The 17,904-nt window shown below is 73.4% G+C and carries 16 protein-coding genes; 7 read left to right on the top strand and 9 right to left on the bottom strand.

All coding sequences use genetic code 11. The annotated features are described in order from the left end of the window. The first annotated feature begins 54 nt into the window (after positions 1-54). Together ACFY7C_RS08820 and ACFY7C_RS08815 are read left to right on the top strand one after the other, a co-directional pair. Complete coding sequence (locus tag ACFY7C_RS08820; protein WP_356691448.1) at positions 55-438, top strand: helix-turn-helix transcriptional regulator; 384 nt, start codon at positions 55-57, stop codon at positions 436-438. A gap of 201 nt (positions 439-639) precedes the next feature. Next, positions 640-1,110: a Dps family protein gene (locus ACFY7C_RS08815; protein WP_389645805.1), complete on the top strand. Its 471-nt coding sequence runs from the start codon at positions 640-642 to the stop codon at positions 1,108-1,110. A 402-nt stretch (positions 1,111-1,512) separates the two neighbouring features. On the opposite strand, the gene ACFY7C_RS08810 is transcribed toward ACFY7C_RS08815, so the two are convergent. From ACFY7C_RS08810 to ACFY7C_RS08800, 3 genes are all read right to left on the bottom strand, one after another. Next, a complete protein-coding gene (locus tag ACFY7C_RS08810) occupies positions 1,513-2,277 on the bottom strand; it encodes an SDR family NAD(P)-dependent oxidoreductase (protein WP_389645803.1) in 765 nt (254 codons plus the stop codon). A 50-nt stretch (positions 2,278-2,327) separates the two neighbouring features. Then, entirely contained in the window at positions 2,328-3,128 is an 801-nt protein-coding gene (locus ACFY7C_RS08805) for an Fpg/Nei family DNA glycosylase (protein ID WP_389645800.1), read from the bottom strand. Between the two features lie 137 nt (positions 3,129-3,265). After that, the gene (locus ACFY7C_RS08800; RefSeq protein WP_389645797.1) at positions 3,266-7,903 is read right to left on the bottom strand and encodes an ATP-dependent helicase; all 4,638 of its coding nucleotides are present in this window, start codon (positions 7,901-7,903) and stop codon (positions 3,266-3,268) included. Positions 7,904-8,269: 366 nt separating this feature from the next. On the opposite strand from ACFY7C_RS08800, the gene ACFY7C_RS08795 reads away from it, so the two are divergent. Genes ACFY7C_RS08795 through ACFY7C_RS08785 form a run of 3 tightly spaced genes read left to right on the top strand, consistent with a single transcriptional unit; the run spans position 8,270 to position 10,162 of the window. Further along, complete coding sequence (locus ACFY7C_RS08795) at positions 8,270-9,082, top strand: AraC family transcriptional regulator (RefSeq protein WP_389646098.1); 813 nt, start codon at positions 8,270-8,272, stop codon at positions 9,080-9,082. A 10-nt stretch (positions 9,083-9,092) separates the two neighbouring features. Then, complete coding sequence (locus ACFY7C_RS08790; protein ID WP_389645794.1) at positions 9,093-9,857, top strand: AzlC family ABC transporter permease; 765 nt, start codon at positions 9,093-9,095, stop codon at positions 9,855-9,857. Then, on the top strand, positions 9,854-10,162 hold the full coding sequence (locus ACFY7C_RS08785) for an AzlD domain-containing protein (protein ID WP_389645791.1): 309 nt from the start codon (positions 9,854-9,856) through the stop codon (positions 10,160-10,162). Before ACFY7C_RS08790 ends, ACFY7C_RS08785 begins: the two co-directional genes overlap by 4 nt. 88 nt (positions 10,163-10,250) lie before the next feature. Here ACFY7C_RS08785 and ACFY7C_RS08780 read toward each other — a convergent pair whose 3' ends face one another. Next, complete coding sequence (locus tag ACFY7C_RS08780) at positions 10,251-11,186, bottom strand: hypothetical protein (protein ID WP_389645788.1); 936 nt, start codon at positions 11,184-11,186, stop codon at positions 10,251-10,253. A 79-nt stretch (positions 11,187-11,265) separates the two neighbouring features. On the opposite strand from ACFY7C_RS08780, the gene ACFY7C_RS08775 reads away from it, so the two are divergent. Both ACFY7C_RS08775 and ACFY7C_RS08770 read left to right on the top strand, forming a co-directional pair. Continuing rightward, a complete protein-coding gene (locus ACFY7C_RS08775; protein ID WP_389645785.1) occupies positions 11,266-11,460 on the top strand; it encodes a DUF3046 domain-containing protein in 195 nt (64 codons plus the stop codon). Positions 11,461-11,731: 271 nt separating this feature from the next. After that, a complete protein-coding gene (locus ACFY7C_RS08770) occupies positions 11,732-12,883 on the top strand; it encodes an AI-2E family transporter (RefSeq protein WP_389646095.1) in 1,152 nt (383 codons plus the stop codon). Positions 12,884-12,930: 47 nt separating this feature from the next. On the opposite strand, the gene ACFY7C_RS08765 is transcribed toward ACFY7C_RS08770, so the two are convergent. From ACFY7C_RS08765 to ACFY7C_RS08745, 5 genes are all read right to left on the bottom strand, one after another. Then, positions 12,931-13,710, bottom strand: a complete 780-nt coding sequence (locus ACFY7C_RS08765; protein WP_389645782.1) for a cytochrome d ubiquinol oxidase subunit II — start codon at positions 13,708-13,710, stop codon at positions 12,931-12,933. A 53-nt stretch (positions 13,711-13,763) separates the two neighbouring features. Then, positions 13,764-15,056 (bottom strand): cytochrome ubiquinol oxidase subunit I, encoded by a 1,293-nt coding sequence (locus tag ACFY7C_RS08760; RefSeq protein WP_389645779.1) that lies wholly within the window; start codon positions 15,054-15,056, stop codon positions 13,764-13,766. A gap of 270 nt (positions 15,057-15,326) precedes the next feature. Continuing rightward, positions 15,327-15,698 carry a hypothetical protein gene (locus tag ACFY7C_RS08755; protein WP_389645776.1) on the bottom strand — a complete coding sequence of 124 codons (372 nt, stop codon included), beginning with the start codon at positions 15,696-15,698 and terminating at the stop codon, positions 15,327-15,329. A gap of 272 nt (positions 15,699-15,970) precedes the next feature. Then, the gene (locus ACFY7C_RS08750) at positions 15,971-16,636 is read right to left on the bottom strand and encodes a response regulator (protein ID WP_389645774.1); all 666 of its coding nucleotides are present in this window, start codon (positions 16,634-16,636) and stop codon (positions 15,971-15,973) included. Continuing rightward, positions 16,633-17,838, bottom strand: coding sequence for a sensor histidine kinase (locus tag ACFY7C_RS08745; RefSeq protein ID WP_389645771.1), 1,206 nt, complete (start codon positions 17,836-17,838; stop codon positions 16,633-16,635). Before ACFY7C_RS08745 ends, ACFY7C_RS08750 begins: the two co-directional genes overlap by 4 nt. Positions 17,839-17,904: the final 66 nt, after the last annotated feature.

Raw genomic sequence — 17,904 nt, 5'->3', positions numbered from 1 at the left:
CGGTACGGTGGGGCGTGAAGGATGCGGCTACGCGGTCCGAGGAGGGAGCCACCGATGATTCTGCTCCGTCGCCTGTTGGGTGACGTGCTGCGTCGGCAGCGCCAGCGCCAGGGCCGTACTCTGCGCGAAGTCTCCTCGTCCGCCCGAGTCTCACTCGGCTATCTCTCCGAGGTGGAGCGGGGGCAGAAGGAGGCTTCCTCCGAACTGCTCTCCGCGATCTGCGACGCGCTGGACGTACGGATGTCCGAGCTCATGCGCGAAGTGAGCGACGAACTGTCGCTGGCCGAACTCGCCGAGTCGGCAGCGGCGAGCGAACCGGTGCGAGCACCGGTCCGGCCGATGCTCAATTCGGTGTCGGTGACGTCGGTGGCGGGTGTGCCCACCGAGCGGGTGACCATCAAGGCGCCCGCGGAAGCCGTGGACGTCGTCGCCGCCTGAGAACGAAGCAAGCGGGGTGAAGCCCCGGTCGGTGCCCTGGTCAGGGTGCGGGCCGGGGCTTTCCTCTTGCCCGGCCGAGACGTTGGACCCCCCCCGTGCGGGCCTTTGGTCCGCTCATCAGTTGATTGAGTTTGAGATGCCGGATTTGGGTGATGCGTGACATCGTTGGGGGAACCGTACGACCGAAGGTGGAGAGTGCGCATGACTGTCGTGAAGAGCTCCCTGTCCGATGCCGACCTGAAGACGGTCGGCAACGCCCTGCAGGGGGCGCTGGTCGACCTGGTCGACCTCGCCCTGGTGGCCAAGCAGGTTCACTGGAACGTGGTCGGTCCCCGCTTCCGCTCCGTCCACCTCCAGCTCGACGATGTCGTCGCCACGGCCAGGACGCACTCCGACACGGTGGCCGAACGCGCCTCGGCGATCGGCGTGAACCCGGACGGGCGTGCCGCCACGGTGGCGTCGGGGAGCGCGATCGGCTCCGTGCCGGAAGGCTGGATCAAGGACACGGACGCGGTGCGGATCCTCGTCGACGCGCTGGCCGCGGTGGTGACGCGGATGCGTGAGCGGATCGACGTGACGGAGGAGCCGGACCCGGTGACGCAGGACATCCTGATCGGGCTGACGGCCGACCTCGAGAAGCACGCCTGGATGTTCCAGGCGGAGAGCGCCTGACCGTGGCAGACGGTGCGGCGATACGCGTCCCGTGCGCCGGGGTTGCCTCTTGTGCGCCCTCCCGCCGGGTGATCCTGCCGGTCTAGCGTCGACCGGAGGAGGCGGCCATGGTACGGCGACGGGTTCCGCTGGTGACGCTCATTCTGGTCGCGGCCGGACTGGCGGTCGGTGGGCTCTGGTGGTGGGCGGTGGTGCGCCTGCTGCTGGTGCCGGGGGAGGCCGGGCCGGTCGAGGGGGCGGTGGCCGCGGGCGGTTGGGGGCTGAGCCTGTTGCCGGTGCACGTGGCCGCCTCTTCGAAGCGAAAGCGACGGCGGGGGCCGGGGCGTGGCCGTGGTGACGGGTCGGCGGGGCCGTCGGGCCGGCCGCCGTGGGCCGGGCTGCTGCCGGGAGTCCGGCGGGCGGTCACCAGGGCATCGTCACACCGCCGTTGGGGCGGAGGATCTGCCCCGTCGTGAACGACGAGGCGTCACAGGCGAGATGAAGCACCGCGTGCGCGATGTCCTCCGGTTCGCCGACCCGGCCGAGCGGTGACACTCGGACCATCGCCGCCTCCGCCTGCTCCTGGGCCGCCGCTTCGTGGCGATCGGTCATGGGAGTGCGGATCCAGCCCGGGGCGACAGCGTTGACGCGGATGCCGTGCCGTCCGACCTCGGCCGCCAGGGTCTTGGTCAGCTGCACGACGGCCGCCTTGGTGACGCTGTAACAGAGCAGGCCCGGGCTCGCGGTGTCCATCGCGCCGGAGGCCATGGTGACCACGGAGCCCCGCACCCCCTGCTCGACCATCGAGCGGACGGCCTCCTGGCAGGCGTAGAGAACCCCTTTGAAGTTCACCGCGAGGACCCGGTCGAGGTCCTCGTCGCGCGTCTCCAGGACCGTGCTGGTGTGCATGACCCCGGCGACGGCCGCCATGACGTGGAGGGGACCGGCGGCCCGTACGGCGGCGCCGAGCGCGGCGCGGTCCGTGACGTCCAGGACGTGGGTGCGGGCCTGGCCTTCGCGCTCGGTGATCAGGGCCGCGGTCTCCTTCAGGCCGTGCTCGTCGCGGTCCGCGCAGTGCACGGTCGCCCCGGCCTCGGCCAGGAGCACGGCGGTCGCGCGGCCGATGCCGCTCGCGGCTCCGGTGACGAAGGCGGTGCGGCCGGTGAGGTCGTACGCGGTGAGAGCCATGACCGGACCGTACGACCGGATCTGACGGTCCGTCAATCAGCGGGTTGTGGTCAGGTCGCGGGCTCGCCCCGCGGGCCCTTCTGGCAGCCGGGGCACCAGTACGTCACCCGGTCGCCCAGCTCCGCCTTGCGGATCGCGGTGCCGCAGCGGGGACAGGGGCGGCCCCCACGGCCGTAGACGTACAGCCGCTCACCGGGGCGGCGGCTTCTGGTGGTGCGCATGCCGGGACTGTCCTTGTTCGCCTCCAGGAGCCGGTGCGCGGTGGCCACCAGGCGCTCCGGGACGCCCGGCGCGAGCTCGCCCACCGGCAGCCAGGGCGAGGCGGCGGCGAGGAAGGCCAGCTCCGACTTGTAGACATTGCCGATCCCGGCGAGGTTCCGCTGGTCGAGCAGGGCCTCTCCGAGCGTGCGCGCCGGGTCCGCGCCGAGACGGCGGACGGCCTCCGCCGGATCCCAGTCCGGGCCGAGCAGGTCCGGCCCCAGATGGCCGACCACCGCGGCCTCCTCGGCCGTACGGATCAGCTCCAGGACCGGCAGACGGTAGCCGTACGCGGTGAACTCCGCGTTCCCGAGGATCGCCCGGATCTGGTGCGCGGGCCCTCCGCGCGGCCGCTCCCCGGTGGCGTACACCCGCCATGCCCCGTCCATCCGCAGATGCGAGTGCAGCGTGAGCCCGCCCTCGATCCGGGCGAGGAGATGCTTGCCGCGCGGAGTGACGTCGAGCACCCGCCGCCCGGTCAGATCGGCGGTCGCGAACCGTGGCACGCGCAGATCGGACCGCGTCAGCACCCGGCCGGCCAGCGCCGAGTCGAGCCGATGCGCCTCGTACCAGACGGTGTCTCCTTCGGGCATGGGGCCATGATGCCGTGCCGGGGCGTGCCGCACCCTGCCGCTGCTCGCGCCGGGGCGCGCTGGGCGGGACAGGGGGCGCGGCGGTGCGGCGCCAGGGCGGGGCGGTGAGCGGCTGCCCGGCGGGCGTCAGGCGACTGTCAGGCGCGGAGGCGGAGACCTCGCGGCGTGGCGTGGAACCCGGCGGCCTCCAGCGACCGGGAGAGGGGGGAGGTGAGGGCGGTCGCCCCGTTGATCCGCTCCACCGTGACCGTGCCGAGCGAGCCCGCCGACGCCGCTGCCGCCAGGGCCTCCGCGGCCGCGCGCAGCGCGGGGGAGTCCGGCTCGGCCGGCCAGGAGAGCAGCGTCTTGCCGCCGCGCTCCATGTAGAGCGTGAGCTCACCGTCCACGAGGACGACCATCGCGCCTGCCTTGCGGCCCGGCTTGTGGCCGGCGCCCGTCGGCGGCTCGGGCCAGGACAGGGCCGCCCCGTACGCGTTCGCCGGGTCGGCCGCCGCCAGCACCACCGCCCTGGGGCCCGCGCCCTCCTCGGCGCCCCGGTCCCGGGCGTTCGCCGCCGCGCGCAGCCGGTCCACGGCCCCGTCCATGGCGAACTGGGCCGCCCCGAGACCCTCCACCACATAGCCGCGGCGGGCCTGCCCGCTGTCCTCGAAGGCGGACAGGATCCGATACGTCGCCGAGAAACCGCCCTCCACGCCCTCGGCCGCCACCGCGCCACGGGTGACGACCCCGTGCCGGTCGAGGAGCGTGCGGGCCAGCGCGTGCGCCCGATGGGTGGGCTCCGGCTCCAGCGGGGGCAGCAGCGACCAGCGGCCGCTGACGGTGGGCGGACCCGTGCGCCCGACCGGGCGGGCGGCGGCGCTCAGCGTCCCGTAACGGCCGCGTGGCACCGTGCGGCGGGCGCGGTGCGCCGTGGATCCCGCCGTGCGGCCCGAGCCGAGGAGGGAGCGCAGCGGGGCCAGCGTGTCGTTGGTGAGCCGCCCGGACCACGCCAGGTCCCACAGCGCGTCCGCGAGCTGCGGGTCCGTGGCGTCCGGATGGGTGGTGGCCCGCACCTGGTCGGCGATCTGGCGGAAGAACAGGCCGTACCCCCCGGAGAGCGCCGTCAGGACGGACTCGTGGAGCCCGGTGAGCTCCAAAGGATGCGGCGGCGGAAGCAGCAGCGGCGCCGCGTCGGCCAGATAGAGCGAGATCCAGCCGTCCTTGCCGGGCAGCGCCCCGGCGCCCGCCCAGACCACCTCGCCGGTCGTCGTCAGCTCGTCAAGGAGGCCCGGCGAGTAGTCCCGCACCCGCGACGGCAGGACCAGCTTCTCCAGCGCCGACGCCGGCACCGGCGCGCCCTGGAGCTGCTCGATCGCCCGGGCCAGCCCGTCGATCCCGCGCAGGCTGTTGCTCCCCAGGTGCTGCCACTGGGGAAGGAAGGTGGCCAGCGCGGCCGGGGGCACCGGCTCAAGCTCGTGCCGCAGGGCCGCGAGGGACCGCCGGCGAAGCCGGCGCAGAACGGCGGCGTCGCACCACTCCTGGCCGATGCCGGACGGGTGGAACTCGCCCTGCACGACCCGGCCCGCGCCGGCCAGCCGGTGCAGCGCGCCGTCGGTGACCGCCGCGCCCAGGCCGAAGCGGGCCGCGGCCTCGGAGGACGTGAACGGGCCGTGGGTGCGGGCATAGCGGGCGAGCAGATCGCCCAGCGGGTCCTTCACCGGCTCCGTGAACGCCTCCGGGACGCCCACCGGCAGCGCCGTGCCCAGCGCGTCCCGCAGCCGGCCCGCGTCCTCGATCGCCGCCCAGTGGTCGCCGCCCGCGATCCGCACCCGGATCGCCCGGCGGGCCCGGGCGAGCTCCTCGGCCCAGCCGGCCTCGGCGCCCCGCGCGACCAGCTCCGCGTCGGTCAGCGGCCCGAGCACCCGCAGCACGTCGGCGACGCCCTCCACGTCCTTGATCCGCCGGTCCTCGGTCAGCCACTGCAGCTCCCGCTCCAGCTCCGCGAGCACGTCCGCGTCGAGCAGCTCCCGCAGCTCCGCCTGCCCGAGGAGCTCGGCGAGCAGCCGGGAGTCCAGGGACAGCGCCGCCGCCCGCCGCTCGGCGAGCGGCGAATCGCCCTCGTACAGGAACTGGGCGACATAGCCGAAGAGCAGCGAGCGGGCGAACGGGGACGGCTCGGGGGTGGTCACCTCCACGAGCCGCACCCGGCGGGACTCGACGTCCCCCATCAGCTCCCGCAGACCCGGCACGTCGAAGACGTCCTGGAGGCACTCGCGGACCGCCTCCAGGACGATCGGGAAGGAACCGAACTCGCTCGCCACCTGGAGCAGCTGCGCCGCCCGCTGCCGCTGCTGCCACAGCGGGGTGCGCTTGCCCGGATTGCGCTTGGGCAGCAGCAGGGCCCGCGCCGCGCACTCCCGGAACCGGGAGGCGAACAGGGCCGAGCCACCCACCTGGTCGGTGACGATCTGCTCGATCTCGCCCTGGTCGAAGGCGACGTCGGCCGCCCCGATCGGCGCCTGGTCGCTGTCGTACGTGGTGTCGGCGAACCGTCCCGGGTCCACCGGGTCGTGGTCCAGCAGGTCCAGGCCCATCAGATCCGCGTCCGGCAGCCGCAGGACGATCCCGTCGTCGGCGTGCATCACCTGGGCGTCCATCCCGTACCGCTCGGCGAGCCGGGCGCCCAGCGCCAGCGCCCACGGCGCGTGCACCTGCGCCCCGAACGGCGAGTGGATGACGACCCGCCAGTCGCCGAGCTCGTCGCGGAACCGCTCCACCAGGATCGTCCGGTCGTCCGGCACATGGCCGCAGGCCTCGCGCTGCTCGGCCAGATACGCGATGACGTTCTCCGCCGCCCAGGCGTCCAGACCGGCGGCCAGCAGCCTGAGGCGAGCGTCGTCGGGCGTCAGGGCGCCCACCTCGCGCAGGAACGCGCCGAGCGCACGCCCCAGTTCGAGCGGCCGCCCCAGCTGGTCGCCCTTCCAGAACGGCAGCCGCCCCGGGACGCCCGGAGCGGGCGACACCAGGACCCGGTCACGGGTGATGTCCTCGATCCGCCAGGACGTCGTGCCCAGCGTGAAGACGTCGCCGACCCGCGACTCGTACACCATCTCCTCGTCCAGCTCGCCGACCCGGCCGCCGCCCTTCTTCGGGTCCGAGCCCGCCAGGAACACCCCGAAGAGGCCCCGGTCGGGGATCGTGCCGCCCGAGGTGACGGCGAGGCGCTGCGCGCCCGGCCGGCCCGTGACCGTCCCCGCGACCCGGTCCCACACCACCCGCGGGCGCAGCTCGGCGAAGGCGTCCGAGGGATAGCGCCCCGCCAGCATGTCCAGGACCGCCGTGAACGCCGACTCCGGAAGCGCCGCGAAGGGCGCCGCCCGGCGGACCGTCGCCAGCAGGTCGTCCACCTGCCAGCTGTCCAGGGCGACCATCGCCACCAGCTGCTGCGCGAGCACGTCCAGCGGGTTCGCCGGAACCCGCAGCGACTCGATGGAGCCGCTGCGCATCCGCTCGGTCACCACCGCCGACTGCACCAGGTCCCCGCGGTACTTGGGGAAGACCACACCGGTGGACACCGCCCCCACCTGGTGGCCCGCGCGGCCCACCCGCTGGAGCCCGGAGGCGACCGAGGGCGGCGACTCCACCTGCACGACCAGGTCCACCGCGCCCATGTCGATGCCCAGCTCCAGGCTGGACGTCGCCACCACGGCGGGCAGCCGGCCCGCCTTCAGGTCCTCCTCGACCAGGGCGCGCTGCTCCTTGGACACCGAGCCGTGGTGCGCCCGGGCCAGCAGCGGCGGGGCGCCCTGCGCGGCCCCCGACTGCGCCATGACCTCGGCGGGCGGGGACCCCTCGGGCAGGGCCTCGCCGGTGGCCCGCTCGTACGCGATCTCGTTGAGCCGGTTGCACAGCCGCTCGGCCAGGCGCCGGGAGTTGGCGAAGACGATCGTCGAGCGGTGGGACTGCACCAGGTCGGCGATCCGCTCCTCCACATGCGGCCAGATCGACGGCTTGTCCCCGCCCTCGGTGCCCTCCGAGGCCGGGGAGCCTCCCAGCTCGCCCATGTCCTCCACCGGGACGACCACGGAGAGGTCGAACTCCTTGCCCGAGGGCGGCTGGACGATCTCCACCTTCCGCTGCGGCGAGAGATAGCGGGCCACCTCCTCCACCGGCCGCACCGTCGCCGACAGGCCGATCCGGCGGGCCGGGCGCGGCAGCAGCTCGTCGAGCCGCTCCAGGGAGAGCGCCAGATGCGCGCCCCGCTTCGTGCCGGCGACGGCGTGCACCTCGTCGAGGATGACCGTCTCGATGCCCGAGAGCGCCTCGCGGGTCGCCGAGGTGAGCATCAGGAACAGCGACTCGGGCGTGGTGATCAGGATGTCCGGCGGCCGGGTCGCGAGCGCCCGCCGCTCGGCGGCCGGGGTGTCGCCGGAGCGGATGCCCACCTTCACGTCCGGCTCGGGCAGCCCGAGACGGACCGACTCCTGGCGGATGCCGGTCAGCGGGGAGCGCAGATTGCGCTCGACGTCGACGGCGAGCGCCTTCAGCGGCGACACGTACAGCACCCGGCAGCGCTTCCTGGCGTCGGCGGGCGGGGGAGTGGCCGCCAGCCGGTCGAGGGAGGCGAGGAACGCGGCGAGCGTCTTGCCGGACCCGGTCGGCGCGACGACGAGCACGTCCGAGCCCGCGCCGATGGCGTGCCAGGCGCCCTCCTGCGCCGCGGTCGGCGCGGTGAAGGCCCCGGTGAACCAGCCGCGGGTCGCGGGGGAGAACGAGTCGAGTGCGGACCTGACCATGCCCCCCATCGTGCACCCCAGCACTGACAACCGCCCGGACCTGGGGAAACCGGCTCGTCGGTGCCGTCGCGGGTGGCGCACAATGAGGACATGGCGAGCGGCGACGCGGAGCAGGGGCGGCTGGGCGGAACGCTTCCGGACCGAGCGGCTCCGGTCCGCCGGTCGGAGCGGCCGGCGAGTCCCCTGAGCCCTGCGACACCGCCGCGCGGGCACGCGGTCGCCGACGGCGACGCGAGCGGCGCACCGGTCGGCGAGGACCGGGCGGCTCGGGGCACGTCCGGCGAGGACCGGGCGGCGGCGGGCGCGTCCGGTGAGGGGACCGGCCGGCGGGCGCGGGAGCGGGCGCGGTACTGGCGGTTCGACGAGCTGCCCGGGGTCGATCTGCTGCACGCGCACTACGTACGCAAATCTTTCTCCCGGCACACCCACGAGAGCTTCGTCTTCGCCGCCATCACCGAGGGCGTCGAGGCCTTCCACTACGGCAGCGACCTCGTCCACGCCGGTCCGGGCCAGATCGCGCTGGTCAACCCCGACACCCCGCACACCGGACACGCGGCCGTGCCCGAGGGATGGACGTACCGCACGATCTACCCCGACGCCGAGCTGATCCGCTCCATCGCCGCCGAGACCATCGCGCTGCGCGGCGACGTCGGCTTCACCGCCCCCGTCGTCGACGACCCCTACGCGGCCCGGCTCGTCGTCGGCGTCCACCGCGCCGCCGAGGAGGGCAACGCGCTCGCCGCCGACAGCCTGCTGCGGCTGGTCACCGCGCGGATGCTGCGCAGCCACGGCGGCCGGGTCAGCCCCCTGGCGCCCCTCGCCGGCGGGGCGCGGGACGCGGCACGCGCGCGTGCCGTCCTGGAGGAGCGGATGGCCGACCCGCCGACCCTGGAACGGCTCGCCGCAGAGCTCGGCACCAGCCCCTTCGCCCTGCTGCGGGCCTTCCGCACCGCGTACGGGATGCCGCCGCACACCTGGCTCACCGACGCCCGCGTACGGCGGGCCCGACGGCTCCTGGACACGGGCACGCCCCCCGCGGAGGCCGCCGTCGCGGTGGGCTTCACCGACCAGCCCCACCTGAACCGCCACTTCACCCGGAGCGTGGGCGTGCCCCCGGGCGCCTACCAGCGGGCCAGGGCCGCAAGAACGTACAAGACCGGGCGCCGACCGGCCTCGTAACGTCCCTGACGTGGCACAACAGACAGCAACACCCTCAGTGACAGGAGGCGGACCGGCAGCGGCGCCCAAGAGCGACGGAGCCGTCGTGCGCGACGCCCTCGGCGTCGGCATCGCCGTCGGACTCTCCGGCTTCGCCTTCGGCGTGACCTCGGCCGGGTCCGGCCTCACCCTGCTCCAGACCTGCGCGCTCAGCCTGCTGGTGTTCACCGGCGCCTCGCAGTTCGCGCTGGTGGGCGCCCTCGCGGCGGGCGGGAACCCGTTCACCGCCGCCGCCGGGGCCTTCTTCGTCGGCACCCGCAACGCCTTCTACGGCCTGCGGCTCTCGCAGCTGCTCGCGCTGCGGCCGCTCGTCCGGCCGCTCGCCGCGCAGGCGGTGATCGACGAGACCACGGTCGTCGCCCTCGCCCAGCCGACCCGCAGGGCCGCGCGCATCGGCTTCACCGTCACCGGACTGACCCTGTACGTGCTGTGGAACGTCACCACGCTGCTCGGCGCGCTCGGCGCCGAGGCCATCGGCGACACCGGCGCGTGGGGCCTGGACGCGGCCGGACCCGCGGTCTTCCTCGCCCTGCTCGCGCCCATGCTGAAGAGCACCGCTGAGCGTGCCACCGCCGCCCTCGCGGTCCTGCTCGGCCTCGGCCTGCTGCCCGTCCTGCCGGCCGGCGTGCCCGTCCTGGCCGCCGCGCTCGCCGCTCCCGCCGTGCTGTGGGTCCGGGGCCGTCGGCTCGGGGCCGGTGAGCGCCGTTCCGGCTGCCCGGAGGAGGACGCCCGATGAACGTCTGGATCGCCATCGCGCTGACCGCCGCGGGGTGCTACCTGGTGAAGCTGCTGGGCCTGCTGGTCCCCGCCGGCACCCTGGAGCGGCCCCTCGTCCAGCGCCTCGCGGCCCTGGTGCCGGTCGCCCTGCTCGCCGCGCTCACCGCCCAGCAGACCTTCAGCGCCCAGGGCGCCCTCACGGTCGACGCCCGCGCCGCCGGCCTCGCCGCCGCGGCCCTCGCCCTGCTCCTGAGGGCCCCGTTCCTGGTGGTCGTCGGCGCGGCCGTCCTCGTCACGGCAGGCGTCAGGGCCCTGGGGAGCTGAACGAGGGCCGGGCGGACCGACCAAGGGGCCAGGGGGCTGGTGCCTGGGAGGCCGGCTGCACAGGGCGCACGGGTCGGCCGACCCGCCGTCAGCCGATCGCGCGGCCGTGCGCGCGCAGCGTCCTCAGCGCCTCCACGGTCACGATCGGGCGGCTCTCCAGGGCCGAGCCCGGCGCCCACTGGCGCCAGGTGATCGGCCAGCCGCCGTCCTCCTCCTGGGAGGCCGCGAGGTGGTCCAGGGACCGGGTCATCTCCTCGTCCGTGAACCAGCGGCGCGCCAGCGAGTCCGGCACGCGCGCGTAGTCGTGCGGATAGTGGTGCTCGCCCGGCGCGTACCCGTCCGCGACCGGATAGTCCTCCGGCCGGTCCGGGTCGAGCACCGCGAGCCGCTGGTCGCGCACCAGACGCCCCAGCCGGTCGCTCGCCGCCTGGGCGCGGGCGCGGTCGGGGACCCCGTCGAGGAAGGCGACGGCGGCCTGGACCTCGTACGGATGCGACTTCTCCAGGCCCTCCACGGCCGCCCAGCAGAACTCGGTGGCCCGGAACAGCCAGGCGTGCCACACCTGATTGCGGTGCAGCAGGCCGACCACAGGCCCGGTGGACAGCAGCTCGCTGGGCGGGTCGTCCACGACGGGCACGAACGGGGCCGCCGGGTATCCGCGTTGCGAGGGATGGACCGCGGGCAGCGCGCCGTCGTGGGTCGACACCTCGGTCAGATAGCGGCAGATCCGCTCCACCCGCAGCCCGCCGCAGCGGCCGATGGAGTCGAGGACCCGCAGCGCGTGCGCGGTGTGCAGCGGCTGGCTGACCGGCCCCCGTAGATCGGGTTCGAGGGCGTGGCCGTAGCCGCCGTCCTCGTTGAGGTACGCGGTGAGCGCGGCCTCGACGGGGTCCGCGCCGCCGCGCAGGAAGTGGTAGGCGAACCGGCGCTGTTCGAGCACGCGGGCGGTCAGCCAGACGAAGTGCTCGGCACGCGCGAGGGGTGACGCGGACGGATCGGGGGTTTCTGCAGGTTTTCCGGCCATGCTCCGACCGTAGGCGGGAAAGCGCGTCTGACAAGGCCTACGGCCCGGGCTGCACTCCTGAGGGCGGGATACTGGGGTCATGCGGTTGACGATTTTCTGGGAACGGATGACGGACCACTTCGGCGCGTCCTACGCCGAGACCTTCGCCCGGGACCATGTCATGACGGAGCTCGGCGGCCGGACGGTGCACCAGGCGCTGGACGCTGGCTGGGAGGCCAAGGACGTGTGGCGGGCGGTCTGCGCGGCCGTCGGCGTGCCGGCCGAGAAACGATGATCTGACGGGTCGGGGCCGGAATGTCCGTGCGGTGCGCGAGACTGGCGGGGTGGCCCCGATTGACGCGAACGACGAGACCGACGGCACGGACGGCAACGACGGCACCGGCACCGGCACCGGCGGTGATGGTGTGGGTGGCAAGGGCGGTAAGAACGGCAAGGGCGGCAAGGGTGACGGCGACCCCGGGAGGACGCCGACTGCCGAGCCCGCCGGATCCGCCGAGTCCGCCGGATCCGGCGGGCCCGCCGCGGCCGTCGCCCCGGCGGCGCGCATGCCGCGCTGGCTGCCCCGCGCCCTGGTGCTCGCCCTCGCCCTCTACGCCTGCTTCCAGCTGGGCAGCTGGGCCTTCCACCAGCTCATCGGCCTCCTCGTCAACATCCTGCTCGCCTTCTTCCTGGCGCTCGCCATCGAGCCGGCCGTCGGACGCATGGCGGCGCGCGGGATGCGCCGGGGGCTCGCGACCTTCATCGTCTTCTTCGGCGTCCTGGCCATTGGCGTCGGCTTCGTCGTGCTCCTCGGCTCGATGCTCGCCGGTCAGATCGTCGACATGTTCGAGAACTTCCCCAAGTACCTCGACTCGCTGATCAACTGGATCAACCAGCACTTCCACACCGAGCTGTCCCGGGTCGCGGTCCAGGACAGCGTGCTGCGCTCCGACTGGCTGCAGAAGTACGTGCAGAACAGCGCGGCCGGTGTCCTGGACGTCTCCGCCACCCTCCTCGGCGGTCTCTTCAAGCTGCTGACGATCTTCCTCTTCGCCTTCTACTTCGCCGCCGACGGGCCCCGGCTGCGGCGCGCCCTGTGCTCGGTGCTGCCGCCGGCCCGGCAGACCGAGGTGCTGCGGGCCTGGGAGATCGCCGTCGACAAGACCGGTGGCTACCTCTACTCACGCGGCCTGATGGCCCTGATCTCCGGCGTGGCGCACTTCGTCCTCTTCGAGATCCTGGGGGTGCCGTACGCGCCCGCCTTGGCCGTCTGGGTCGGCCTGCTCTCGCAGTTCATCCCGACGATCGGCACCTATCTGGCGGGTGCCCTGCCGATGCTGCTCGCCTTCACGGTGGACCCCTGGTACGCGCTGTGGGTGCTGGGCTTCGTCGTGATCTACCAGCAGTTCGAGAACTACGTGCTGCAGCCGAAGCTGACCTCCAAGACCGTCGACATCCACCCGGCGGTGGCCTTCGGCTCGGTCATCGCCGGCACCGCGCTGCTCGGCGCGGTCGGCGCCCTGATCGCCATCCCCGCCGTCGCCACCCTCCAGGCCTTCCTCGGTGCCTACGTGAAGCGGTACGACGTGACGGACGACCCGCGCGTGCACGGGCACCGGCGGTACGGGGAGGCCGTCGTCGCCCGCCTCCAGAAGGCGCTGCACCACAAGAAGGAGAAGGAGGAGCAGGCGAGGAAGCGCGAGCACGACGACGGATGAGGCGGCCCGCCGGGGGCGGGGGACGAGGGCCCTCGCGCCGGGGGCGGTCAGAGGTAGGACGGGCCGGTCACCCGGTGCCGGAAGGCGTGCCAGATCCATGCCTGGACGCCCACGAGCGGCACGGCGACGACGAGCAGGGCCGGCACCAGCAGGGCGAGGGTGGCCGGGGCGGCGGTGTGGGATCCGGCCGCCAGCGCGCCGCCCGTGGCGAGCGGGAGGCCGCCGAGCAGCACGGCGGTGAGGGCGAAGGAGTGCCAGGGCCGACGGGCGCGGCCGACGAGCCGGCGGGCCCGCTCGTACGGCTGCCCGGTCAGGCGCAGGGTGGCGAAGCCGAGCCCGTGCGTGGCGAAGAGCGCGGCCACGGAGAGGGCGACGAGGACGGCGGTGGGTCCGGTGGCGGGCTCGTACGGACGGCCGGTGAGGAGGGCCGCGAGCAGCCAGCCCGCCGTCAGGGCGAGGGTCCAGCTGCCGGCCGTCACAGCGCCGTCGCAGAACGCCCGCCAGCGCGGCCCGGGGCCGCGTCCCCGGGTCCAGAGCCCGGCGTCCCGCACGATCCAGCCGGCCAGGAGGGGCACGAGGACCGGGAGCTGGCCGGTGAGCAGGGTGCCCTCGAGCTCCGGGAAGCAGCCGGCGAGCACGCCCGCGCTGGCGACCAGCCAGACCTCGTTGCCCAGGAAGAAGGGGGCGTAGGAGGCGAGGACGAGTCGCCGCTCGTGGTCGGTGCGGCCGAGGTACGGGGTGAGCATGCCGGTGCCGATGTCCGCACCGGCGAGGACGAACCACCCGGTGGTGAAGAAGGCCAGCAGGGCCAGGGCGAGGGTGTCCACGGTCGGTCGAATCCTTTGAGCGCGCTCGGTGTCAGTAGCGGGTCAGTAGCGGGTCAGTAGCGGGGGACGGGCAGGGCGGCGGCCGGGTCGGGGTCGTCCTCGGCGGCGGCCCGGTCGTCGTGGCCGAGGCCGGCGTCGACGGGACCGCGGCGGGCGTGCCGGGCGAGCAGCCAGGCGTTGAGGACGGCGAGGAGGGCGAAGAGGGTGGTGAAGACGGTGAGGGAGAGGCGCATGGCACCGGGGGAGAGGTCGGAGACCGCGTCCTCGGTCTTCAGCAGTCCGTGGACCACCCAGGGCTGCCGGCCGGCCTCGCGGAAGACCCAGCCGCTGATCATCGCGAGGTACGGCAGCGGGACGGCCGCCATCAGGGCGAGGTGCCAGAGGCGGAAGCGGAAGACGGCCTTCTTGAAGCAGGCGAGGATCACGCCGGCGAAGCTGAAGTACATCATCAAGGCGAAGCAGATGAGCATGACCAGACCGGCCCCACGGGTCAAGCCGATCGAGGGCACATAGTCCCCCGGACCGAACCGCGCGACCATGTCGGCCTGGATCTGCGCCATCTCGGCCGTCTTCTGGCTGAACACGGCGGATTTCATGGGCTGGAGGGTGCGCAGGCTCGCGAACTGGATGCCGCCGAAGACCGCCGTCACCATCAGCGCGGGAAAGGACAGGAACACCCCGATCCGCAGACCGCGTCCGAAGAACTCCCACTCGGGCGTGCGGCGGAACAGGTGGTAGGCGCTCACCCCCGCGACGAAGAACCCCGCCGTGAGCAGGGCCCCGGCCATGACGTGCCCGAAGGCGAGCAGCGCGGAGGGGTTGGTGAGCACGGCCACCGGATCGTCGAGGACCAGCTTCCCGCCCTCGGTCCGGTGTCCCACGGGGTGGTTGAGGAATCCGTTGGAGACCAGGATCCAGTAGGCCGAGAGGTACGCGGTGAGGGTGACGATCCAGATCGAGGCCAGGTGCGCCCAGCGGTTCAGCCGGTTCCAGCCGAAGATCCACAGCCCCAGGAACGTCGACTCGACGAAGAAGGCCACGATCGTCTCGACCGCGAGCGAGGCGCCGAAGACGTTCCCCGCGTAGTGCGTGAGTCCGCTCCAGCTCATGCCGAACTGGAACTCCATCACGAGGCCGGTGACGATCCCGACCGCGTAGTTGATCACGTAGAGCTGGCCCCAGAAGCGCACCAGGCGGGCGTCCAGCGGGTTGCGGGAGACGGTCGCCCTGGTCTGGAGCACGGCGACGACGGTCGCGAGCCCCAGGGTCAGGGCGACGAAGAGGAAGTGGCCGCCCGCCGTGAGGGCGAACTGGAGCCGCGCGAGATCGAGTACGTCCGGGTTCACGCCGCAAGCGTCGGCGTACGGCCGGGGGCGGGGCGTCACCCCCTGGTGGACACCCGTCCTACCCCGGCGGTCGCGCCGGGCGCGGCCCGCGTACCACCAAAGTTGCGTCCGGCCCGCCCGGCCCCCTAAGGGTCGGGGTCCGCTTCACAGGATTCCGAAAGTGCCTTTGGTCAACAGTCAGGAACGAGAGAGCATCGAGATCCACTTTCCTGTCATAACCAAAGGCACTTTCCAGGTGGAGCCGGGCGGATCGCGGCGGCGGAAAGGCCGTCAGGCCCAACCCTCGGAACCGTGGTTGCATGCGATTTTCGTCGTGCCCGACATCTTGCAGACTTCGAGCCAGACACGCGTCTGCTCCGGCAGGTCACCGGTCTGCCATTCCGTGCAATAGTTTGCGGTGTGACCGGCAGTGCTGGCGGTGCGGATGACTCTGCCAGTGTCTCGATTGGTCAGCCACGCCTTGATGGAATACCCGTCGGCGTTCAGGTCGCAGGCTTTCAGTGCGTCCCCGGGCACGTCCCCGATCGGGTCGGCGTTGAACCACCCGTACCCCGCGGTGGCGCAGTAGTCCAACGGGCACTGCTTGACGTGGACGGTGATGTTCGTACTTGCCTGCGCCGGAGTCGTGGCAAAGGCCAGCATTCCCCCGGCCGCTACCGTCGCCGTGAATGCTCTCCTCATAAAACGAGGCATCCGCATCGCTTTTCCCCTCTGTTGATCCACTTGGCAAATGCAGAGTATTCAGGGGGTCATCAACGGCACAAGGCTTCGCAGCGGTCCGCGTACTGACCTGAAACGCAGCGCCAAGCAGGTGAAGACGCAGCGACAACACAGGGCGCGCCACGGCTCGGAATCCGGTCCCCGCCGAGAAACGGTCAGCGGTCGAGGCGGACCGAGATCCGGCGGAATTGGCGTCAGGCAAGCCAGCCCGGAGTGATCATTCCCGACTCGTACGCGAGGATCACCAGCTGCGCCCGGTCCCGCACGTCCAGCTTGGTCATGATCCGGCTGACATGGGTCTTCGCCGTCGCCGGCGACAGCACGAGCCGCCGGGCGATCTCGTCGTTGGACAGCCCGGCCCCGACCAGGCCCATCACCTCCCGCTCGCGATCCGTGAGCGCGTTGAGCCGCGGGGCGGGGTCCGGCCGGCGGGCCCGGCCCGCGAACTCGGCGATCAGCCGCCGGGTCACCGCCGGGGCGATCAGCGCGTCGCCGCGCGCCACCACCCGCACCCCGTGCAGCAGCTCCATCGGCTCGGTGTCCTTCACCAGGAAGCCGCTCGCACCGGCGCGCAGCGCCCCGTACACGTAGTCGTCGACGTCGAAGGTGGTGAGGATGACCACCCGTACTCCTTCGAGACGGGGGTCCCCGGTGATGCGGCGGGTCGCCTCCAGGCCGTCGAGGACCGGCATTCGGATGTCCATCAGGACGACGTCCGGGCGCAGCGCGCGGGCGAGCGCGACCGCCCGCTCCCCGTCGGCCGCCTCGCCGACCACCTCGATGTCGTCCTCGTCGGCCAGGATCGAACGGAAGCCGGCCCGGACCAGGTTCTGGTCGTCGGCGAGCACGACGCGGATCATGCGGAGTCTCCCTCGGGGGCACGGGCGGGCGCCCGGGTGGTGGGGTCGGTCAGCGGGAGCCTGGCCTCGACCAGGAAGCCGCCGGGAATGTTACGGGCGGTCAGCCCGCCGCCGAACGCCCGGGCACGTTCCGTCATGCCGTGGATGCCGCTGCCCGGCGGCCGGTCCTCCGGCGCGCCGCCGCCGTCGTCCTCGATCCGCAGCCGCAGTTCGTCCGGCCGCCACTCCAGCGCCACGAGCGCCGCACGCGCGTCCGCGTGCCGGGTCACGTTGGTCAGCGACTCCTGCACGATCCGGTACGCGGCGAGATCGACCGGCGGTGGCAGCGGTACGGGCGTGCCCTCGACCCGGAGCCTGACGTCGAGACCGGTGCTCGCGGCCCGCTCCACCAGCTCCGGCAGGAGCGTGAGCCCGGACGCAGGCGCCGTGGGCGCGGCCTCGTCGGCCCGCCGCAGCACCCCGAGGGTGGCCCGCAGCTCGCGCAGCGCCTCCTTGCTCGTGTCCCGTACGGCCCGCAGCGCCTCGTCCGCCGTGGCGAGGGCGAGCTCGGGGGCGGGCTTCTTGCCGAGCCGGTGCAGCGCGGCCCCGGACTGGACGTTGATCAGCGACACGCTGTGGCCGAGGATGTCGTGCAGCTCGCGGGCGATCCGCAGCCGCTCCTCGGTGGCGCTCTGCCGGGCCCGGGCCTCCTGCTCCCGCTCGGCGGCGAGGGCGCGCTGCTCCACCTCGTACAGATAGGCGACCCGGTTGCGCTGGGCGCGGCCGACGGCGACCAGGCTGATCAGCCAGCCGGCCATCATGGCGAGCGAGGTGTCGTCGATCTGCCGGCGGCCAGGCTGGTGTCCGATCTCGCCGAGACCGACGGCGAGCAGCGTCACGGCCGCCAGGGCGACGGCGGCGGCGAACCGGCCCTCGGCCGCGGCGGTGTAGAGCGCGAGCGCGAAGGTGATCAGGAGCGGCCCGTCCTGTGCGGACAGCGGGTAGTACGCGGCACAGGCCAGGAGCGTCACCACGGCCACCGCCACCGGCTGCCGGCGGCGGAAGCACAGTGCCCCGCAGCCGACCAGGATCAGCAGCCAGCCGAGCACCGTACGGGAGGCCGGCTCCTCGGCGTAGTGAGCCGAGACCAGGGTCCAGACCGCCACGACCACCAGGACCAGGAGTGCCAGGCCGGTGTCGCGCACGCGGAGGGGGAGGGACATGCCAGGAAGGATAGGCACGGCCGGTCGGCCGCCGGGGCCGTCACGCGGCCCGGGGCGCGGTGGGGT

Origin of the sequence: Streptomyces sp. NPDC012769, from assembly GCF_042901205.1 — a bacterium.
Taxonomy (GTDB): Bacteria; Actinomycetota; Actinomycetes; order Streptomycetales; family Streptomycetaceae; genus Streptomyces.
The sequence above is the reverse complement of the archived record's forward strand: the minus strand, read 5'-3'. Positions and strand labels throughout refer to the sequence as shown.